Origin of the sequence: Acinetobacter sp. 102, from assembly GCF_037028485.1 — a bacterium.
Classification (GTDB): domain Bacteria; phylum Pseudomonadota; class Gammaproteobacteria; order Pseudomonadales; family Moraxellaceae; genus Acinetobacter; species Acinetobacter higginsii.
In genome coordinates this window covers 14,260-34,885 of the sequence record NZ_JAZEZK010000027.1, presented here as the reverse complement: position 1 = coordinate 34,885, position 20,626 = coordinate 14,260, and the positions used below count along the sequence as shown (strand labels likewise).

Sequence of the window (20,626 nt, the reverse complement as noted above, 5' to 3'; positions counted from 1 at the left end):
TTAGATCACTTTCGCTTCGTTTTTCAATTTTTCAACAAGCTCGTCTACAGACTTCACTTGTACGCCAGCTTTACGTTCAGCAGGAGCTTCAACTTTAATTGTTTTAAGCTTAGTGCCTGTTGTAACGCCATAATCAGCAGGTGACTTAGTATCAAGCGGTTTTTTACGCGCTTTCATGATGTTTGGAAGAGCAGCATAGCGTGGCTCATTCAAACGTAAGTCAGTAGTGATGATTGCAGGAAGTGCAAGCTCAACAGTTTGTAGACCGCCGTCAACTTCACGAGTTACTTGAACTTTACCGCCATCGACTTTAACTTCAGATGCGAAAGTACCTTGACCAGCACCGAGTAAAGCACCAAGCATTTGACCTACTTGGTTAGAGTCATCATCAATTGCTTGTTTACCAAGAAGGATAAGTTCTGGTTTTTCAGCATCAACAACGCCTTTCAAGATTTTAGCAACTTCTAAAGCGCCAACTTCATCAGCAGTTTCAACTAAAATACCGCGATCAGCACCTAAAGCCATTGCAGAACGAATTTGTTCTTGAGCGTCTTTAGAACCCACTGAAACAACAACGATTTCAGAAACTGTTCCTTTTTCTTTTAAGCGAACCGCTTCTTCCACTGCGATTTCACAGAATGGGTTGATTGACATCTTAACGTTGGTAAGGTCAACCCCACTATTGTCCGGCTTAACACGAACTTTTACGTTGGCATCAACCACACGTTTTACAGCGACAAGAGCCTTCATGTAATCCTCGGCTGTTCTAAGCAAGTAAATGTAATGAAGAGCATTCTAACTCTTCGATTGAAACTTTTTAGGTGCCCTATCTTGCAATGTATTTGGCATTTCGGTCAAGTCACAATTTCCGCTATGGCAATAAAAAAGATGAAACGCTCAGTTCACATATTGAAAATAATTATTGGTGCTACAAATTTAGTTTATAAATGTGATGAATATTAAACTTTGATTTTTTTAATATTTTATAAAATTCAATGATCTAAAACAGGCATTTTGATTTAAATAAGGATGATCTGTAACGGATCGTTTCTAGCAAAATTACAAGTGTTTTGGATTTTGCAAAAACGTGGCAATTAAGTAAGAACAGCAATTAAACGAATACCAGAAATAAACGGGAAAAGTAGTCGACCATTAAACGCTCAATTTTGCAACATAATATATCAAGATTTAGCTTTTTTGCGCACGTGGATGGGTTTGATCATACACTTTTGCCAGTTGTTCAAAGTCAACATGGGTATAAATCTGGGTAGTCGACAAATTACTGTGTCCAAGCATTTCTTGTACAGAACGCAAATCACCACTGGCAGATAGCATATGACTAGCAAAACAATGTCTTAATAAATGTGGATGCAAATCGACATTCACACCTGCACGTTGTGCTTGCAACTTGACCCGATTTTCAATTTGACGCGGTGTTAAGGCATTACCACGTTGTGAGATAAAAACAGCTGAGTCGGCATTAAAACTACCTTGCCAAATTCGATAGATTTTCAACCATTCAACCAAGCTGTCTTTGGCCTTCAAGCCAAAAGGAACAATACGCGTTTTATTGCCTTTACCTGTAATACGTAAAAGCTGTCGGTTAAAATCAATATCTTTAACTGTTAAACCTTGTAGTTCAGCTAAACGCAAACCACTTGAATATAACAGTTCAAGCATGGCTTTATCACGCAACCATAGCTGTTGTTCAAGAGGTTTCTCAGGAGCTACTTGATCTAAGATCTGATGTACAGTCTCAATATCTATCATGCCTGGTAAAGGTCGTGGTTGACGCTTTAATTTAAAATCTTCGGATGGATTTTGTCCCAAATATTGACCTTGTTCCGCCCACTTCATAAATTGGCGAATTGAAGTTAAATGACGCTGCAAGCTACTACTACTCAATTGATCTCGTTCAACCCGATTAGCCAGATACTCTCTCAAATCCGATGCTTCAATATCTTGGAGTTGCAGTTGTTTATATTCGCAGAACTTAAAGAAATCGGTTAAATCACGTTGATAAGCCGAGATGGTATGTTCAGATTGATTTTGAATCATCCGTTCTTTTAACCACATGGATAGCAGTTTTTCAGGGCTTTCCAAGTTGCTCTCCAGTGTTATACCTATACCAACAGCTACAGTCTAACAAACTTTACTGCGATTTATCGCTAAAGCGATATCGAAGAATTGATGCCTGTGTAATACAATAAATTTCAAGTTTTGAGTGGCGCTACCATGATGACAACAATGCTTATTCCCTATCTCATCGCAATCACCCTCTTGACCATTACTCCCGGTCTAGATACCACACTGATTATTCGCACTGCGACCTTGGAAGGTAAAGCCAAAGCATTCCAAGCTGCTTTGGGGATTAATCTTGGCTGTATTGTATGGGGAATGATTGTGGCCTGTGGTTTAGGTGCATTGTTGATGGCATCTGATCTGGCTTTCAATGCCTTAAAATGGATGGGGGCAATTTACCTCACGTGGTTAGGACTTAATCTTATTCTAAAGCCTCGTAGCCAACTCGCAGGTTTAAATGATTCTACAACGACTCAAAACTGGTTTATTAAAGGCTTCTGGGGCAATTTGCTCAATCCCAAAGTCGGTATTTTTTATATTTCTTTCCTTCCCCAGTTCATTCCACAGTCTTCATCTCCAGTCATCTGGACCATGGGACTGGTGATGATTCATGTCATGATTGGATTTATTTGGTCAATCTTCCTCATCTCTGCGATGCAATCAATTTCAGGGTATTTAAAGCAGCCCAAATTTATTCGCTACATGGATCACATCACAGGCAGTATTTTTATTTTGTTTGCGCTAAAACTCGCATTCAGCAAACGATAAACAATAAAAAAGCGTGCTGTGATCAGCACGCTCAATAGCAATTTCAATCACGCTCTAAATTTTTTAAATAATCGTTTATCTGTATGCCGACTTCATCAGCGCATTGTTCTGCCAACTGATGATCACCACCATCAACAATATAGAGTTTAGATTTTTGCAGAATCTGATTTAAATATTGTCCAACCTCAATCGGACTAATCGGATCTTGATCGCCCCAGATCAATAAAGTGTTCACATCGATATCTGGTAAATTTTGCTCATAGTCGACTTTCGTTGTTACGAACCAGTCAGGATATTCAATATATTCTTGCTGATAAAACTGCCGCCAATCTTGAACTTGAAATCGGTTTAAATTAATTCCGCCTGAAGTCGCGATCAATATCAAACCTTTAACTAATTCTGTTTTTTGTAATGCTGCTGCAATGGCAAAAATCCCACCCATGGATTGGGCAATCAGAATAGAAGGTTGTTGAATCTGTTCAAGTACATAATGGCTCAGATCATCAAAACTGTGAATATCAGGATCTGTTGCCACCCCATGAAAACCAGGATAAGTAATCACTTGCTTTGTATAATGATGAGGAAGCTGTGCAATCAGAGGATTCCAAAATTGAGTATTACCTGATGCGCCCGCAAGAAAGGCTAAATGATTCATTCTTATCCTTTAAAATTATAATTTTCTTTTTAAAGATAAACACCCCTATTTAGGAGTGTTTAGTGATTTCAACTTTAGCCTTGAAAATATCTAAGATCCAAACGGGCATCATAAACATGTGTGGTTGGACCAGTCATCCAAACTACATCACCTTCACGCCAAGCGATATGTAACTTACCACCTGCAAGCTGAACTTCAACTTCATTTGCTAGCAAACCACGGCGCATACCACTGACTGCTGCTGCACAAGCCCCTGTACCACAGGCTAAAGTCTCACCTACACCACGCTCAAACACACGTAAACGGATATGCTTTTCATCCAGAATTTGCATAAATCCAGCATTCACACGTGCAGGAAAACGCGCATGTGATTCCACTTGTGGACCAATACGCTCAACATCAGCGGTTAGCACATCTGGTACGATGGTCACAGCATGCGGATTACCCATATTCACAACATCAATATTAATGCTCTGATTATCTGCAAGTTCCAGTGCGTATAAACCTTCAATATCTTCATGCTCTTGCGTAACAAACGGAATTTCTTCTGGAAGAAATTTCGGGGGCCCCATATTGACGCGAACCCAACCATTGGCACCCAATTCAGGTTCGACAATCCCTGCTTTGGTTTGCACACGGATTTTGGTTTTGGTCGTGAGTTGACGCTCATGTACAAAACGAGCAAAACAACGTACCCCATTACCACACTGCTCGACTTCAGAACCATCGGCATTAAAAATTCGATATTTAAAATCGACATCTGGAAAATCAGGTGGTTCAACAATCAATAGTTGATCAAAACCCACGCCAAAATGACGATCGGCTAAACGCTGAATCGTCACTGTATCTAAATAAGCACGCTGGGTCACAAGGTCAACGACCATAAAATCATTGCCCAACCCATGCATTTTGGTAAATTCTAAATACATCTTAATTTACTCCTCAGGCAACAAATGCTCTTTTTCCCAGAGTGATTCTATGGTTTCACGCTCACGAATTAAATAGGCTTGATCACCACTGACCATAACTTCGGCAGCACGACCACGGCTATTATAATTAGAGCTCATTACGAAACCATAAGCACCTGCACCCAACACTGCTAAGACATCATTTTCCTGAAGTGCCAACTCACGTTCTTTACCCAAGAAATCACCAGTTTCGCAAATGGCACCGACTAAATCCCAAGTTTTAACTTCAACATCAGGATTTGGATTAACCGACTGAATATCCATCCACGCTTCATATAGAGCAGGACGAATAAGGTCATTCATCGCGGCATCAATAATGGCAAAGTTGCGATGATTGGTCGGTTTGAGTAAATCTACCTTGGTGACTAATGCACCTGCATTGGCAGAAATACTACGCCCCGGTTCCATATATACTTTGAGACCCAACTTTTCTAAAGCTGGACGCATTGAATTGGCATACTCTTCAACACTTGGTGGCGTTTCATCTTTATAACGCACACCCAAACCACCACCGATATCAATATGTTTGAGGTTGATACCCAAGCTTTTCAATTGCTCAATCATTAAAATGACACGATCAAGTGCATCCACAAAAGGTTTAGTTTCAGTCAATTGTGAACCGATATGACAATCAATCCCGACAATCTCAAGATTCGGTAACGATGCAGCATATTGATAAGTTTCATCAACCGTATCACTTGGAATACCAAACTTGTTTTCTTTCAAACCCGTTGAGATATAAGGATGGGTTTTGGCATCTACATCTGGATTTACACGTAACGAAATTGGTGCTTTTTTGCCAAGTTTTGCTGCAACTTTTTGAATACGATCTAGCTCGGCATGTGATTCAACATTAAAGCAAGCTATCCCAACATTTAAGGCTTTTTCGATATCAGCTTCAGATTTACCTAGACCAGAAAATACGATTTTCGATGGTTCACCGCCTGCTGCCAGTACACGAGCCAGTTCCCCACCAGTTACGATATCAAAACCCGCACCCACCTTTGCCAATACACTCAGAACAGCCAAATTTGAGTTTGACTTCACCGCAAAACAGATTTGATGATCAATAAAATCAAAAGCACGGTGCATATCCAAATAATGCTTTTCAAAAGTTGCTTTTGAATAAACATATAAAGGCGTGCCATATTGCTGTGCGAGCTGATCCAGTGAACATTGCTCAGCGTGCAATACTCCATTAATGCGAGTGAAACTCATGAAGATGTCCTTATTTACAAACTTAAGGTGAGATGGTCTGTGATTGAGTCGTTGACGATGTTGCTTGGCGTTCTACCTCTGCTTGATCTGCTTTTGCGTCAGATGAAGCCTTAGCCTGAGCTGCTTCATTTTTATAAAGCAGATATTTTGCGCGCTTATCCTGATTTTGATCAGACGGTAATTGCAATGCACCTGACTGACCACATGCAGTTAAAATAACGCTGCTCAGCAACACACTGATAGAACAAATGACTTTAAGCATCTGTGCACCTAACTTTTACAATTCGGAGCAGTATAGCGTGATCATTAGATCGGCTAAAGTCTAAACTTGAATGAATCAAACAATAACCATAAAAAAACGCCGACTTTGAGGTCGGCGTTTTGTGTTAAATCGGCTAAAGAATTACTTTTTCTTATAGAAGAAATAACCAATTGCCAAGATAACAAACCAGATCGGGCTGACTTTGAGTGATTCCAACGTCGTTTCATCCAAAGCAAGGAAGTAGATCGTTGCAAGGAAGAAAATAATCACCACCCAACAAGTAAACACACCGCCAGGTAATTTAAATGTTGATTGCGCATGTAGTTCAGGACGATTTTTGCGGTAGTTGATATAACTCCACATAATGATCATCCATACACAGATGAACAGAATCGTAGAGAGCGTTGTTGCTAAAGTAAATGCGGTCACTTCATCATTGGTGCCCGTTTGTAATTTATAAACAAACTGAACGAATGCGCCAATAAAGATACAGATTGATGAGAAAATCAAAGCTTTTGCAGGAACTGCAGACTTCGATAATTTACCAAACAACTTCGGTGCTTGCTCATCCGTTGATAAACCAAACAACATACGACTAGTTGAGAATACACCACTGTTCATGGATGACATCACTGACGATAACACCACCAGGTTCATGATAATCGCCGCAGAAGCAATACCAGCTTGTGAGAAGATGTTAACGAATGGGCTGACTTTAGGATTGATCTGATCCCACGGTGTTACACACATCACCACGAACAATGCCAATACATAGAAAATAATGATACGGATTGGAATCGAGTTAATCGCTTTTGGTAAGTTACGCTTCGGATCTTGTGTTTCAGCAGCCGTGGTTCCGACCAATTCCACCCCAACAAAGGCGAAAATCGCAATCTGGAAGCCTGCCAAGAAGCCATCTAAACCTTTCGGGAACATGCCACCATGTGTCCAAAGATTGGAAACGCTTGCAACCGTACCAGAAGCATTGGTAAATCCAGTAAAGATCATCCATAAACCAACAGCAATCAGGACAATAATCGCGGTGATCTTCACCATCGCAAACCAGAACTCCATTTCACCGAATAGTTTTACGGTGACCAAGTTCAAGCCCAGTACAAAAGCAATCGCAACAGTACTAATCAGTAAACCGCCCAATGGTGTAAATGACTCACCACCATTAAAGAATTCCAGATAGTAAATAATGGCCGATAAATCTGCGATACCAATGGTGACCCAACAGAGCCAGTAGGTCCAACCAACAAAATAACCAGCCCAAGGGCCAATTAAATCCGTCGATAAATCGATAAAAGATTTGTAGTTAAGGTTGGATAGTAATAGCTCCCCTAATGCACGCATTACGAAGAACACCATCAAACCAATGGTCATGTAAATAAATAGAATTGATGGTCCAGCTAAACTAATAGTTTTACCAGATCCCATGAACAACCCTGTTCCAATGGCACCGCCAATCGCAATCAACTGCAGATGTCGATTAGATAGGCTACGGTGAAGTCCGCTTTGTTCAGCAGCCTCACTCAGATTTTGATTCGACATTTTACAAAAACTCTCCAGTGTTTTAGTCCATTAGCTGAAACAACGCCGAACAACGATTCGTACCATTTTTAGTATCTTTTCTCGTTATTCATGAGTGGGCTTGCTTTAGCTAAGAAATGTTTTACCTGTATTTTTTTCAAGTGAAATACAATCGAATTCGATCATACGCACAAGGCCAAAACAATACAATGAACTTATGAGGGCAACTCATCAGTCATAAAAAGGTACTTCAAAATTAAAGAGTGGCGATTTAAGCCACTCTTTTTCTACTCAAGAAAATATTGATTTATAATTCAATCATTAGAAGTTTGCTTCTGTTTATTTTTGAGACGCTCCTCCCAAAAAGTTGCATTACGGATACCCAATTTAATTGGATCAAATGTAAACTCCTTAACTCCTGCTTTTTGTTGTTCTTCATAGTCACGTAAAGCCTTAATGGTCGGTTTCCATACAAAATAGGTCACGATAATACCGATGATATTAATCCATGCCATCAGACCGACCCCAATATCACCAATCCCCCAAATATAACCTGTTGCACTGAGTACGCCATAAGCCACAGAAATCATAATGAAACATTTGGTGATAAATAAAAGAGATGGCGTTTTGGTGATATAGCTCAGATAAGTGATGTTTGTTTCAGCAATATAGTAATAGGCCACGATCGTGGTAAAGGCAAAGAAGAACACTGCCAAGGCAACAAATATCTGACCAAAACCACCAAACACTGTGCTAACCGCCATTTGCGTAAATGCTGGTGAACCTATCTCAGTGCCAGGCGCAACATTCTGTACGATAAACTGCCCAGCTTCTAAAGTACCCTGTACGTTATACATACCAGTAATCAAAATCATAAAAGCTGTTGCAGAACACACAAATAGCGTATCAACATAAATGGAGAAGGCTTGCACAAAACCTTGTTGTGCTGGATGCTGAACTTCTGCGGCTGCAGCAGCGTGCGGTCCTGTACCTTGTCCTGCCTCATTGGAGTAAACACCGCGTTTTACCCCCCAACCAATGGCGGCACCAATCCCTGCCATTGGCGAAAATGCATCTTCAAAAATGAGTTTGATCACGCCAGGCAATTCTTGGATATTCATCGCCACAATAATCACGGCCATCAAGATATAACCCAAGGCCATAAATGGAACAACGAACTCTGCGAAGCGTGCAATACGTTTAATTCCACCAAAAATAATGATTGCCAATAAAGAAACAATCACGATTAAGGCCAATAATTTATAAGTACCGACATTACCAAATACGATGGCGCCCTGACCTGTAATTTGGGTAAACGCATTACCGACCGCATTGGCTTGAATACCGGGTAGGAATAAACCACAGGAAATAATTGCAGCAATCGCAAAGAGAATCCCTAACCAACGCTGGCCTAAGCCACGGTCAAAATAAAATGCAGGTCCACCACGATATTCACCTTGATATTCGACCTTATAAATTTGACCGAGAGTTGACTCAACATAAGCGGTACTTGCACCCAAAAATGCAACCAACCACATCCAAAACACAGCACCTGGACCACCGAATCCAATTGCTGCCGCCACCCCTGCAATATTCCCCACTCCGACACGTCCAGATAAGGAGACTGCCAGCGCTTGGAATGAGGAAATTCCTTGCGCGGAGGATGAACCATTAATTAACAGCTTTGCCATTTCCTTAATTTGGCGAACCTGTACAAACCGAGTTAAAATAGAAAAAAACAAACCAGCACCTAGGCATAAATAGATCAGCGCTGGACTCCAGATAATTCCATTTACCCAATTTACAATTTCTGCTGCACTCATAGACATCAACCTTTATTATATATTTTGAAAAAATAGCCACTGCTAAATTCCCATTCGTCTGAGCATGAGCAATATCTATGCCATTCGATCAAAATCTCATGACAACAAATAAGCGAACACACCTATACCATCCATGGAAAAAGTGAATTGAACAAAAAAATGAATGCTAAAAACACACTGTCTATAAGTTGTATATCATGTTATTTTCCTGAGCACTTCCCTTTAACCAACCAGTGACGAAACCGTACTGTCTTCTTGTTTTATCCTTATAAAGAACGATCAGCGTTGTTAGAAATTTTCGTCCTGACTCTTTTTTATCTAATTTTAAGAAAGTTTTCAATTTTATCTTATGGCAAAAATTAAATCCGTTTACAGATGTGAACAATGTGGTGCAGATCATCCCAAATGGGCTGGGCAATGTTCTGAATGCGGCGAATGGAATAGTTTACTGGAAGTCCGTGTCGAACCAGTGGTTACCCATCGTGGTCAACCTAAAATAGGCGGCTATGCGGGGCAAGCAGCCAGTATTACCACGCTCAATCAAGTTACAGTCTCCAATGAAACCCGTGTTCCGACAGGCATTAGCGAATTCGATCGTGTGCTTGGTGGTGGCCTAGTCATTGGTTCAGTAGTATTGATCGGTGGTGATCCTGGGATTGGCAAATCCACTATCCTGTTGCAAACCGCCACCCATATGGCCAGTAAAAAAAGTTCGGCACTTTATGTGACGGGTGAAGAATCACTTTCACAGGTTGCCTTACGAGCTCAACGTTTAGATCTACCCACAGACTCACTTAAGGTGATGGCGGAAACCTGTGTCGAACGCATTTGCGAAGTGTTGGCACAAGAACGCCCTGCTGTTGCAATTTTGGACTCAATTCAGACCTTATATACCGAAACATTACAATCAGCACCTGGTGGGGTCTCACAAATCCGTGAATCTGCTGCCCTACTGACTCGATTTGCAAAGAATAGTGGCACTGCTTTATTCCTGGTGGGTCATGTCACCAAAGAAGGCGCATTAGCGGGTCCACGTGTTTTAGAACATATGGTCGATTGTGTGCTTTATTTTGAAGGACAATCTGACTCTCGTTACCGCATGATACGTGCTGTGAAGAACCGTTTTGGTGCAGTCAATGAACTCGGTGTATTTGCGATGACCGATAAAGGTCTACGTGAAGTGGCCAATCCATCGGCTATTTTCTTGAGCCGCTATGATGAAGCCATTCCGGGCTCTATCGTAATGATTAGCCGTGAAGGAACGCGCCCACTACTGGTTGAGGTTCAGGCTCTCGTTGATGATGCGCATGGGCAACCCCGTCGAGTCGCTCTCGGCTTGGAACAAAACCGTTTAAATATGCTGCTGGCAGTCATGCATCGACATGGTGGCGTACAAACCTCAGGACAAGATGTCTATGTCAATGTAGTCGGTGGTTTAAAAATTACCGAGACGGGTTCTGACTTAGCGGTACTACTGGCATGTGCTTCAAGTTTAAGAGGCAAAGCCTTGCCACAGCAATTGGCAGTCTTTGGCGAAGTCGGGCTCTCGGGTGAAATTCGCCCTGTACCGAATGGTCAAGAACGCCTAAAAGAAGCAGCAAAACATGGCTTTAAGTATGTGATCTTACCTCGAGGAAATGCACCACAAAAGTCGATTGATGGCGTACAAATCATTGCTGTAGCCCGTTTGCATGAAGCCCTGACTGAAGCCATGCAGCTAAGTGATGAATTAGGGTAATCATTTGACATAAAAAAACATACTTTTGTTATTGAAATTCCATCGAAATACATGCATAAATACATTTACAAATTGGATTTAAATAGGAATTTTCGATGCAAGTACACCAGCGTGGCTTGATGGCAGCTCTTTTAATGGCAACTTTGGTTGCTGCACCGCTTGCGGAAGCAAAACGTGCAGGTGGTGGTAAAAGCCACGGCATGAGCAGATCTAGTTCATCTAGCCAATCTTACCAGCCATCTCGTCAAGCAGCTCCAGCACCTCAACAACAAACTGCACCACAGAAATCTGGTCCAGGCGTAGGTACAATGGTTGCTGCGGGTGTAGCTGGTGCTGCAGTGGGTGCAGTTGCAGCCAATGCATTAGCAGATGACAAGCAACAAAATCCAACAGCAACTGAGCAACAGGCTAATGCTCAAGCACAGCAACAGGAAGAAAAAGGTGGCATTCCTAGCTGGCTTTGGGTTCTTCTTGCTGCAGCGATCGCCTTCTTTGTTTTCCGCAAATTAGGCGCAAAAAAAAAATTAGCAGCCAATAATCCATACGCACCAAACAATGGCGGTCAAAATAACTTTGGCCGTCAAACCCCACCTCAGCCTGCGACACGTCAAGCAGCAACTGACAACACCAATATCTTTGGTCAATCTGTCGCTGGTGGCGCTGCTGCTCCACAAGCGCCATTTGGTGCTGCATCAATGAGTAGTGGTAACCAATTACCAGATGGTACTGAACCTGCTGCATTCTTGCGTATCGCACGTCAACGTTTTAACCACATTCAGTCGGTAAACAGTGCGAGCAATGTCGAAGAAATTCGTCGTTATTTGACACCTGAACTTTATAATTCAATGTACAGCGACATTATGGCGAACCAAGACCAAGACGTTGCCGAATTCAGTAACCTCAATGCAATGGTTGTTGAAAGCACCACTGAAAATGGTCAATATCTTGTTAGCGTTCGCTTTACCGGTACAGTCAGTGAAGACTTAAATAGCTTGCCACAACCATTTGCTGAAATCTGGCATTTTGTGAAGCCTGCTGGCTCACAACAAGATTGGGTTGTTGCGGGTATCCAGCAAGCTTAATTGCTTTGATTGGACAAAGAGAGCTGTTTCGACAGCTCTTTTTTTATGGGTTAGCTTTTAGCAAAACTAAAAAAAGCCACTCTCTATATCGGAGAATGGCGGAGTGTAAACAGAACCAACATTACTTATTATTAGAATAAAGAACACAACCTAGCACGATCTGTCTATTGATACTAACGGATAAGCTCAAAGAAAAACCATTCCTCTTTTGGGGAATAAATGCAATTTTATTGCGATCATTTATCCCAAGCTAACACTGCATTCAGCCATTCAGCCATTCAGCCATTCAGCCATTCAGCCATTCAGCCATTCAGCCATTCAGCCATTCAGCCATTCAGCCATTCAGCCATTCAGCCATTCAGCCATTCAGCCATTCAGCCATTCAGCGCATCATAAATTGACAAGGGCACGCTGACCCACTTTAAAAGGACAACTCATAGCTAAAATCAGACAATTTTGAAGAAAAATGAAAGGTACAGACATAAAAAAGCTTTGCCGAAGCAAAGCCTTTAAATCTGATCTTTTTAAGTATTTAGGATCATGAAACAAACTGTAGGAACAACCAATATAGACCACCAGATAAGGTAATCGTTGCTGGTAAAGTAAAGATCCAAGCAGACAGAATTGTTCTAACCGTTGCGAAGTTTAGACCTGACTTATTGGCAACCATAGTACCTGCAACCGCACTGTTTAATACGTGTGTGGTTGATACTGGCATACCAAGACCATCCGCTGCTGCAATGGTACTCATCGCTACAAGTTCAGCAGACATGCCCTGACCATAAGTCATGTGGTTCTTACCAATACGCTCACCGACAGTCACAACAATACGCTTCCAGCCCACCATGGTACCTAGACCAAGCGCAAGAGCAACCGCAACTTTCACCCAGTTTGGAATGTATTGAAGGAATGAATCCAAGCTACTACGGTATTCTTTCACAACTTTAGCTTGGTCTTTATCCATTTCTGGCAAAGCTTCAGCTTTATCTAAACGTTTAAACGTGGTGGTGCTTAAATACATGTCATTGCGGATTTCGCTAACAGCAGCTTCAGGAATCGCCTTAAGATCGCCATAACCAGCAACACGTGTACCCAAGTGCTCTGTCATACTTGCTAACGCAGGTACAACTTCAGCCGTTTGTTCTTTGGTTTGGATATATTTAGTTAATACTTCACGCGCTTTCTCATCTGTCAGCTCGTTTTGATTAACGTTTAAAACCGTCGCTGTTTTTGAAGAAAGCTGTTCAAAAGACTGTAAATGCTGCGCGTCTAAATTTTTGTTCAATGAATAAGCCAATGGAACTAACCCGATCAAGATCAACATGATTAAACCCATGCCTTTTTGACCATCGTTTGAACCGTGTGCAAAGCTCACACCTGTACAAGTAAAAATTAGAATTGCACGAATCACTGGTGGTGGCGGCTTGTTACCTTCTGGTGGCTGAAACAGCTCCATTTGGCGTTTAAATACTTTCTTCACCAACAAGAATAGAATTGCTGCAAATGCAAAACCAATCAATGGAGAGAATAATAATGCCTTACCAACTTTAATCACCTGATCCATATCAATACCACTACTGGTCGCGCCAGCTGAAGCATTTAAAATATGGTTCATGATGCCCACACCCAAAATCGATCCGATTAAGGTATGTGAACTTGATGCAGGAATCCCCAAAAACCACGTTCCTAAATTCCATAGGATCGCCGCGATTAATAATGCAAAAACCATCGCAAAGCCAGCGCCGCTGCCGACATTCATGATCATTTCTACAGGGAGTAATGCAATAATACCGTATGCAACCGCACCACTCGCTACCATAACCCCAAGGAAGTTACAGAAACCAGCCCACATCACTGCTGCTGGAGCAGGTAATGCATTGGTATAAATAACCGTCGCTACAGCATTCGCCGTATCGTGAAAACCATTTACAAATTCAAAGCCTAAAGCAATGAAAAGTGCCGTCGATAAAAGAATAACTGAATATAAACTTAAAGGCGGTACATGTGCCAAATCAGCACTGAGCTGAAAACCGATATAAATCAGTGTTGCAACAATAATTGTCAAAAACACCGGCATAAAGAATTTCGGTGTTGGTACATGTACATTCGTCGATTTTGCCTGAGAGCTGGCAAGCGGTGAATCCGAAACAGGAGGAAGATTAGAATTCATGTAGACGGTTAGAGGATAATAAAATCCCCTGTATTGTTTAATTAAATTATGACAATTATATGACAAAGGGCTGTCACATAAAGCCAAAATTTCATGTTTTCATCACATTTTTTTGTATTTTCTTGCGATAAACCCGCTCCGACATTTACTTTAATCAATAAAAAACAATGCATTATAAAACTAAAAACAGCGATAGAACTGTTTGTCTGATTTTGCAACAAACGCTACGAAATATGACATTAGACTGTCACATTTCGAACTGGATGTTTTCTTTTTAAGCATTATTCAATTCAATTGTGACAACTTCATGAACATTTTATGACATTTTCTAAGTGACCCGATGAATCACTGTTCAAGCTTGCTGAAAATACGCGCTTTGACCTAGCTTCTGTTACAATGCCCCTGCTTTTTATCTTGATCATCAACTGGGGTTTCTGAATGTCCACGCTTACCACCCTACAATCACTTCTTACCCAACGCATCCTGATTATTGATGGTGCAATGGGAACCATGATTCAACGCCATAAACTAGAAGAAGAAGATTATCGTGGTGAACGTTTTGCAGATTGGGCATCAGACCTTAAAGGCAATAATGACTTATTGGTTTTAACCCAACCACAGATTATTCAGGGCATCCATGAAGCTTATTTGGATGCAGGCGCAGATATTATCGAAACCAACAGCTTTAACGGCACCCGTGTTTCAATGTCTGACTACCACATGGAAGACCTTGTTCCAGAGATCAACCGTGAAGCGGCGCGCTTAGCCAAAGCAGCATGTGAAAAATATTCAACCCCAGAGAAACCGCGTTTTGTTGCAGGCGTACTTGGCCCTACCTCACGTACCTGTTCGATTTCACCGAATGTTAACGACCCTGCATTCCGTAATATTACATTTGATGAATTAAAAGAAAATTATATTGAAGCTGCCCACGCCTTGATTGAAGGTGGTGCAGACATTCTTTTGATCGAAACTGTGTTTGATACCTTGAACTGTAAAGCCGCGATCTTTGCAGTCAAAGAAGTATTCAAACAAATCGGTCATGAACTGCCGTTGATGATTTCAGGCACCATTACCGATGCATCAGGTCGTACCTTAACAGGCCAAACTGCTGAAGCGTTCTGGAACTCAGTACGTCATGGTGATTTACTCTCAATCGGTTTTAACTGTGCCTTGGGTGCAGACGCGATGCGTCCACACGTAAAAACCATTGCTGATGTTGCTGATACTTTTGTCTCCGCGCATCCAAACGCAGGTTTACCGAATGCCTTCGGTGAATATGATGAAACACCTGAACAAACGGCAGCATTCATTAAAGAATTTGCTGAAAGCGGTTTGATCAATATTACAGGTGGTTGCTGTGGTACCACACCAGATCATATTCGTGCCATCTATAATGCAGTCAAAGACATTCAGCCACGTCAAATTCCTGAAACCAAACCAGCCTGCCGTTTAAGTGGTTTAGAACCATTTAACATTTCTGATGATTCATTGTTCGTCAATGTGGGTGAACGTACCAACGTCACGGGTTCAAAAAAATTCCTGCGTCTTATTCGTGAAGAAAAGTTTGCCGAAGCTTTGGAAGTAGCTCAGCAACAAGTTGAAGCTGGTGCACAGATCATCGACATTAACATGGATGAAGGCATGTTGGATTCGCAAAATGCGATGGTACATTTCCTCAATCTCGTTGCATCTGAGCCAGATATCTCTCGTGTGCCGATCATGATTGACTCATCGAAATGGGAAATCATTGAAGCAGGCTTAAAATGTGTGCAAGGTAAACCTGTTGTTAACTCGATTTCCTTAAAAGAAGGTTATGACGAGTTTGTCGAAAAAGCTCGCCTATGCCGTCAGTACGGTGCTGCGATTATTGTAATGGCCTTTGATGAAACAGGTCAGGCCGATACTGCTGCACGTAAGCGTGAAATCTGTAAACGTTCTTATGATGTGTTGGTTAATGAAGTGGGCTTCCCTGCTGAAGATATTATTTTTGACCCGAACGTGTTTGCCGTGGCAACAGGGATTGAAGAACACAACAACTATGGCGTCGATTTTATTGAAGCGACAGGTTGGATCAAACAGAACTTGCCGCATGCCATGATTTCAGGCGGTGTCTCTAACGTCTCCTTCTCCTTCCGTGGTAATGAGCCTGTGCGTGAAGCGATTCACTCAGTATTCCTTTACCATGCCATTAAACAAGGCATGACCATGGGGATCGTTAACGCTGGTCAAATGGCGATTTATGACGATATTCCAAAAGAACTAAAAGATGCGGTTGAAGATGTTGTTCTGAATCAAAACCAAGGTGAATCAGGTCAAAACGCCACAGAAAAACTGCTTGAAGTGGCAGAGAAGTTCCGTGGTCATAGTGGCGCGCAACGCGAAGCCGAAAACCTTGAATGGCGCAATGAATCGGTTGAAAAACGTCTTGAATATGCATTGGTAAAAGGTATCACTACCTATATTGATGAAGATACCGAAGAAGCCCGTTTAAAAGCCAAACGCCCTCTTGATGTGATTGAAGGTGCATTGATGGATGGCATGAACGTAGTTGGTGACCTGTTTGGTTCAGGTAAAATGTTCCTGCCACAAGTCGTGAAATCTGCACGTGTGATGAAGCAAGCCGTTGCATGGCTGAATCCGTACATCGAAGCTGAAAAAACAGGTAGCCAATCCAAAGGTAAAGTGTTGATGGCAACTGTTAAGGGTGACGTACACGATATTGGTAAAAATATCGTGGGTGTGGTTTTGGGTTGTAATGGTTATGACATCGTTGATCTTGGCGTGATGGTACCAGCAGAAAAAATCCTGCAAACTGCGATTGATGAGAAATGTGACATCATCGGTTTGTCGGGTTTGATCACCCCGTCTTTGGATGAAATGGTGTTTGTTGCCAAAGAAATGCAGCGTAAAGGCTTTAACATTCCACTGTTAATTGGCGGCGCAACCACTTCAAAAGCCCATACCGCAGTGAAGATTGATCCGCAGTATCAAAACGATGCAGTGATTTATGTTGCCGATGCCTCGCGTGCAGTTGGTGTAGCAACCACCCTACTCTCGAAAGAAATGCGTGGCAATTTTATTGCAGAACACCGTGCTGAATATGCCAAGATTCGTGAACGCCTAGCCAACAAGCAACCGAAAGCAGCCAAGCTCAGCTATGCTGAATCGATTGAAAATGGTTTCAAGGTGGATGACAACTATGTGCCACCGATTCCAAATCGTTTAGGTACGCAAGTTATTACTAACTATCCATTAGCGACCTTGGTTGAATACTTTGACTGGACACCCTTCTTTATTTCTTGGAGCTTGGCAGGTAAATTCCCGAAAATCCTGACAGATGAAGTTGTCGGTGAAGCGGCAACTGATTTGTATAACCAAGCTCAAGCGATGCTGAAAGACATTATCGAGAATAATCGTTTTGATGCGCGTGCGGTCTTTGGTCTATATCCTGCACAGCGTACAGCTGCGGATACCGTCAGCGTGTTTGATGAAGCAGGTCAGAATGTTACGCATACCTTTGAGCATATTCGTCAGCAATCTGACAAAGTGACAGGCAAACCGAATTTATCTTTAGCGGACTTTATTAGCACTTCTAAAGACAATACCGATTATCTCGGTGGTTTCACGGTATCGATTTTCGGTGCTGAAGAATTGGCAAATGAATATAAAGCCAAAGGTGATGATTATTCAGCAATCTTGGTTCAGTCTTTGGCCGATCGTTTTGCAGAAGCATTTGCTGAGCACTTGCATGAGCGTATCCGTAAAGAATTCTGGGGCTATAAAGCTGATGAGACTTTGGGCAATGAAGAATTAATCAAAGAGAAGTATATCGGTATTCGTCCTGCGCCAGGTTACCCTGCTTGCCCAGAGCATTCTGAAAAAGCAGTGTTATTTGATTGGTTAGGTTCAGAAGCGAAGATCGGTACCAAGTTGACTGAACACTTTGCGATGATGCCGCCTTCTTCTGTCAGTGGTTTCTATTATTCTCATCCTGAAAGTGAATACTTCAACGTAGGCAAGATTTCTCAAGATCAGCTTGAGGATTATGCAAAGCGTAAAGGTTGGACATTGGATGAAGCGAAGCGTTGGTTAGCACCAAATTTAGATGATTCGATTGCTTAAGTTAGACTTCTAATCTCCCCTAACCCCTCTTTAAAAAAGAGGGGGAACTTTTGCGTATCAAATGAATTACGTGACAGCTCCTCCCTTTGAAAAGGGAGGTTGGGAGGGATTAAATTGATATTTAAATAAAAAATATATAATTTATAAAATAAATATTTTCTGAGTGTGATACTCATGACTCTTAGCTTAATATTATTAATTTTATATAACATATAAGGAAATACATAGAAAACTACATACAGCTATTGTACCTAAAATGGATTCAGAAACTTGTAATCCTCCCCAACCCTCCTTTAAAAAGGAGGGAGTATCATGAATCCAATATCTACATTCAATTCGCGGTAAAGTCCCTCTTTGAAAAGGTGGGAAACTACGTTTCGCAAGAGGGGGATTCTAACCTTTGCCGAACCACATAATAAATCCGCTCTACAACAGCATCAATCTCAGTCAAAATCTGATGATTACTAAATCTTAAAGTGATCAACCCTAATTCACTTAAAGCATGATCACGATTTTGATCAGCTTCCAACCCTGTTTCGGTATAATGTTGCCCACCATCACATTCAATGACCAAATTCACTGCTGGACAATAGAAATCCACAATAAAATTTAGAATCGGCTTCTGTCGATAAAACTGTAATCCTAAAATCTGTTTACGTCTGATTCTTTGCCATAGCAGTTGCTCAGCATCTGTCATATTACTTCTTAAATTTCGAGATGCTTGCTTTAGATTTTTATTATAAGGCTTCATCAATACCTACGTTTAAAACAGACGCATGCTTAACCAAATCCGAGCATCTCTAGCACAATATATAAACTCTCTTTAGAACCTATACCATTTAAATATAGGTTCTTTGCCTTTACAGCTCTTTATGTTTCTCAATCAAATCTTCAAGATTCTGATAAACATGCAAGACTCGATCTTTATGCGTTCGCGCATGATCCAAACGCTGCTCAGGGTCAACTAAAAGCAAAGTGTGCCCATCATCGATCAAACGATCAATGCCTTCCAGAAACATCCGTTTCCCGACATCATGAATCAAGGAAATCTGAGTTAAATCAATCACAATAGAACTTTTATTGACAGGCTCACATTGCAACGTCCGTAACAACATTTCCGCTTCAGTAAATTTCAATACACCGCGAAGTACATAGACACTCAAAGAAGCATCTTTTCCAGTGCGATAATGACTCTGCACAATGGTTTGTGCGGAAGGTGTGCCTTCCATCAAATGCAAGCCCATATCACGAGAGAGTCGCTCCAAGATATCTATGCCGCGTACACTATTGCCATGTTCATCGAGTCGAGGAGAAAAAGCCGCTATGCTGACCTGACCAGGTAACACGCCCAAGATTCCGCCAGCGACACCACTTTTGGCAGGAATACCAACCGTTGTGAGCCAATCCCCCGCGGCATCGTACATACCGCAGCTCATCATCACGCTCAGAACTTGACGTACCACAGCACGATTCAATAAGCGTTTTCCAGTTTTAGGATCAACCCCACCATTGGCAAAAACACTGCCCATCCTCACTAGATCTTTGACCGTCACCAAGATCGCGCATTGCCGGATATAACCATTCACAATATCGACAGGATCGGACTCCAAAATCCCGACGGTACGCAACATATAACCAATCGAGAGATTTCGATAGGCTGTTTTTACCTCAGACTCATATACTGCATCATCAAATTGCAGTTCACGCCCTGCCAGCTCGCTCATAAATCGACGTAAAATTTCTGCGCCTGATAGATCCTCTTTACTTGGAATCAATGAATGCGTGGTGATTGCACCTGAATTAATCATCGGATTTTTAGGACGGCGATCTTTACCCAATGAAATTTCATTAAAGGCTTCGCCCGAAGGTTCAACCCCAACTTTCTCTAATACCGCATCAATGCCAAGCTGTTGCAGCACATAGGCATAAGTAAACGGTTTAGACATCGATTGAATCGTAAATTCAATCTCATCATCCCCAACGGAATAGATTTCACCATCGACGGTAGACAAGGCCAGCGCCAAACGATCGGGATTGGCATTGGCTAACTCAGGGATATAATCGGCGAGATGCCCACTGTTATCGATATCACAGGCATCAATCACATGTGCCAAATAATCAGGAAGTGGAGTTTTCATGGTCATCTAGCCTTTAAATGTTTCAAGTTTTAATTTAAATAAGTGCTTATAGTACAGAGTACGG

Annotated in this window: 16 protein-coding genes; 5 read left to right on the top strand and 11 right to left on the bottom strand. The window is 41.7% G+C overall.

Going from position 1 to position 20,626, the window contains the following annotated elements; genetic code table 11:
- On the bottom strand, positions 1-750 hold the full coding sequence (locus WA352_RS19745) for an electron transfer flavoprotein subunit beta/FixA family protein (protein WP_033134663.1): 750 nt from the start codon (positions 748-750) through the stop codon (positions 1-3).
- A gap of 438 nt (positions 751-1,188) precedes the next feature.
- Positions 1,189-2,076, bottom strand: a complete 888-nt coding sequence (gene xerA, locus WA352_RS19740; RefSeq protein ID WP_162180603.1) for a site-specific tyrosine recombinase/integron integrase — start codon at positions 2,074-2,076, stop codon at positions 1,189-1,191.
- Between the two features lie 162 nt (positions 2,077-2,238).
- On the opposite strand from xerA, the gene WA352_RS19735 reads away from it, so the two are divergent.
- Complete coding sequence (locus WA352_RS19735) at positions 2,239-2,850, top strand: LysE family translocator (protein WP_033134668.1); 612 nt, start codon at positions 2,239-2,241, stop codon at positions 2,848-2,850.
- A gap of 43 nt (positions 2,851-2,893) precedes the next feature.
- Here the strand turns inward: WA352_RS19735 and WA352_RS19730 are convergent, their stop codons facing one another.
- The 6 genes from WA352_RS19730 to WA352_RS19705 all read right to left on the bottom strand — a co-directional run bounded on the left by WA352_RS19730 (position 2,894) and on the right by WA352_RS19705 (position 9,309).
- The gene (locus WA352_RS19730; protein ID WP_033134665.1) at positions 2,894-3,505 is read right to left on the bottom strand and encodes an alpha/beta fold hydrolase; all 612 of its coding nucleotides are present in this window, start codon (positions 3,503-3,505) and stop codon (positions 2,894-2,896) included.
- Positions 3,506-3,579: 74 nt separating this feature from the next.
- Positions 3,580-4,434: a diaminopimelate epimerase gene (gene dapF, locus WA352_RS19725; protein ID WP_005205043.1), complete on the bottom strand. Its 855-nt coding sequence runs from the start codon at positions 4,432-4,434 to the stop codon at positions 3,580-3,582.
- A 6-nt stretch (positions 4,435-4,440) separates the two neighbouring features.
- Positions 4,441-5,691, bottom strand: coding sequence for a diaminopimelate decarboxylase (gene lysA / locus WA352_RS19720; protein WP_005205045.1), 1,251 nt, complete (start codon positions 5,689-5,691; stop codon positions 4,441-4,443).
- Between the two features lie 22 nt (positions 5,692-5,713).
- Entirely contained in the window at positions 5,714-5,953 is a 240-nt protein-coding gene (gene lptM / locus WA352_RS19715; RefSeq protein WP_005321941.1) for an LPS translocon maturation chaperone LptM, read from the bottom strand.
- Positions 5,954-6,094: 141 nt separating this feature from the next.
- The gene (locus WA352_RS19710; protein WP_005205050.1) at positions 6,095-7,507 is read right to left on the bottom strand and encodes an amino acid permease; all 1,413 of its coding nucleotides are present in this window, start codon (positions 7,505-7,507) and stop codon (positions 6,095-6,097) included.
- Between the two features lie 293 nt (positions 7,508-7,800).
- The gene (locus WA352_RS19705; protein ID WP_005205053.1) at positions 7,801-9,309 is read right to left on the bottom strand and encodes an alanine/glycine:cation symporter family protein; all 1,509 of its coding nucleotides are present in this window, start codon (positions 9,307-9,309) and stop codon (positions 7,801-7,803) included.
- Between the two features lie 349 nt (positions 9,310-9,658).
- Between WA352_RS19705 and radA the strand changes: the two genes are divergently transcribed.
- The 3 genes from radA to WA352_RS19690 all read left to right on the top strand — a co-directional run bounded on the left by radA (position 9,659) and on the right by WA352_RS19690 (position 12,525).
- Positions 9,659-11,047, top strand: coding sequence for a DNA repair protein RadA (gene radA / locus WA352_RS19700; RefSeq protein WP_004805571.1), 1,389 nt, complete (start codon positions 9,659-9,661; stop codon positions 11,045-11,047).
- A gap of 95 nt (positions 11,048-11,142) precedes the next feature.
- Complete coding sequence (locus WA352_RS19695; RefSeq protein WP_033134666.1) at positions 11,143-12,129, top strand: Tim44 domain-containing protein; 987 nt, start codon at positions 11,143-11,145, stop codon at positions 12,127-12,129.
- Between the two features lie 219 nt (positions 12,130-12,348).
- Positions 12,349-12,525, top strand: a complete 177-nt coding sequence (locus WA352_RS19690) for a hypothetical protein (RefSeq protein ID WP_336143699.1) — start codon at positions 12,349-12,351, stop codon at positions 12,523-12,525.
- A gap of 142 nt (positions 12,526-12,667) precedes the next feature.
- On the opposite strand, the gene WA352_RS19685 is transcribed toward WA352_RS19690, so the two are convergent.
- Positions 12,668-14,299 (bottom strand): inorganic phosphate transporter, encoded by a 1,632-nt coding sequence (locus tag WA352_RS19685; RefSeq protein WP_005190284.1) that lies wholly within the window; start codon positions 14,297-14,299, stop codon positions 12,668-12,670.
- Between the two features lie 438 nt (positions 14,300-14,737).
- Between WA352_RS19685 and metH the strand changes: the two genes are divergently transcribed.
- Positions 14,738-18,424, top strand: coding sequence for a methionine synthase (gene metH, locus WA352_RS19680; protein ID WP_033133113.1), 3,687 nt, complete (start codon positions 14,738-14,740; stop codon positions 18,422-18,424).
- Between the two features lie 370 nt (positions 18,425-18,794).
- Here metH and WA352_RS19675 read toward each other — a convergent pair whose 3' ends face one another.
- Positions 18,795-19,175, bottom strand: coding sequence for an endonuclease domain-containing protein (locus tag WA352_RS19675; RefSeq protein ID WP_033133114.1), 381 nt, complete (start codon positions 19,173-19,175; stop codon positions 18,795-18,797).
- A 109-nt stretch (positions 19,176-19,284) separates the two neighbouring features.
- A complete protein-coding gene (locus tag WA352_RS19670; protein WP_005190294.1) occupies positions 19,285-20,562 on the bottom strand; it encodes a glutaminase in 1,278 nt (425 codons plus the stop codon).
- Positions 20,563-20,626: the final 64 nt, after the last annotated feature.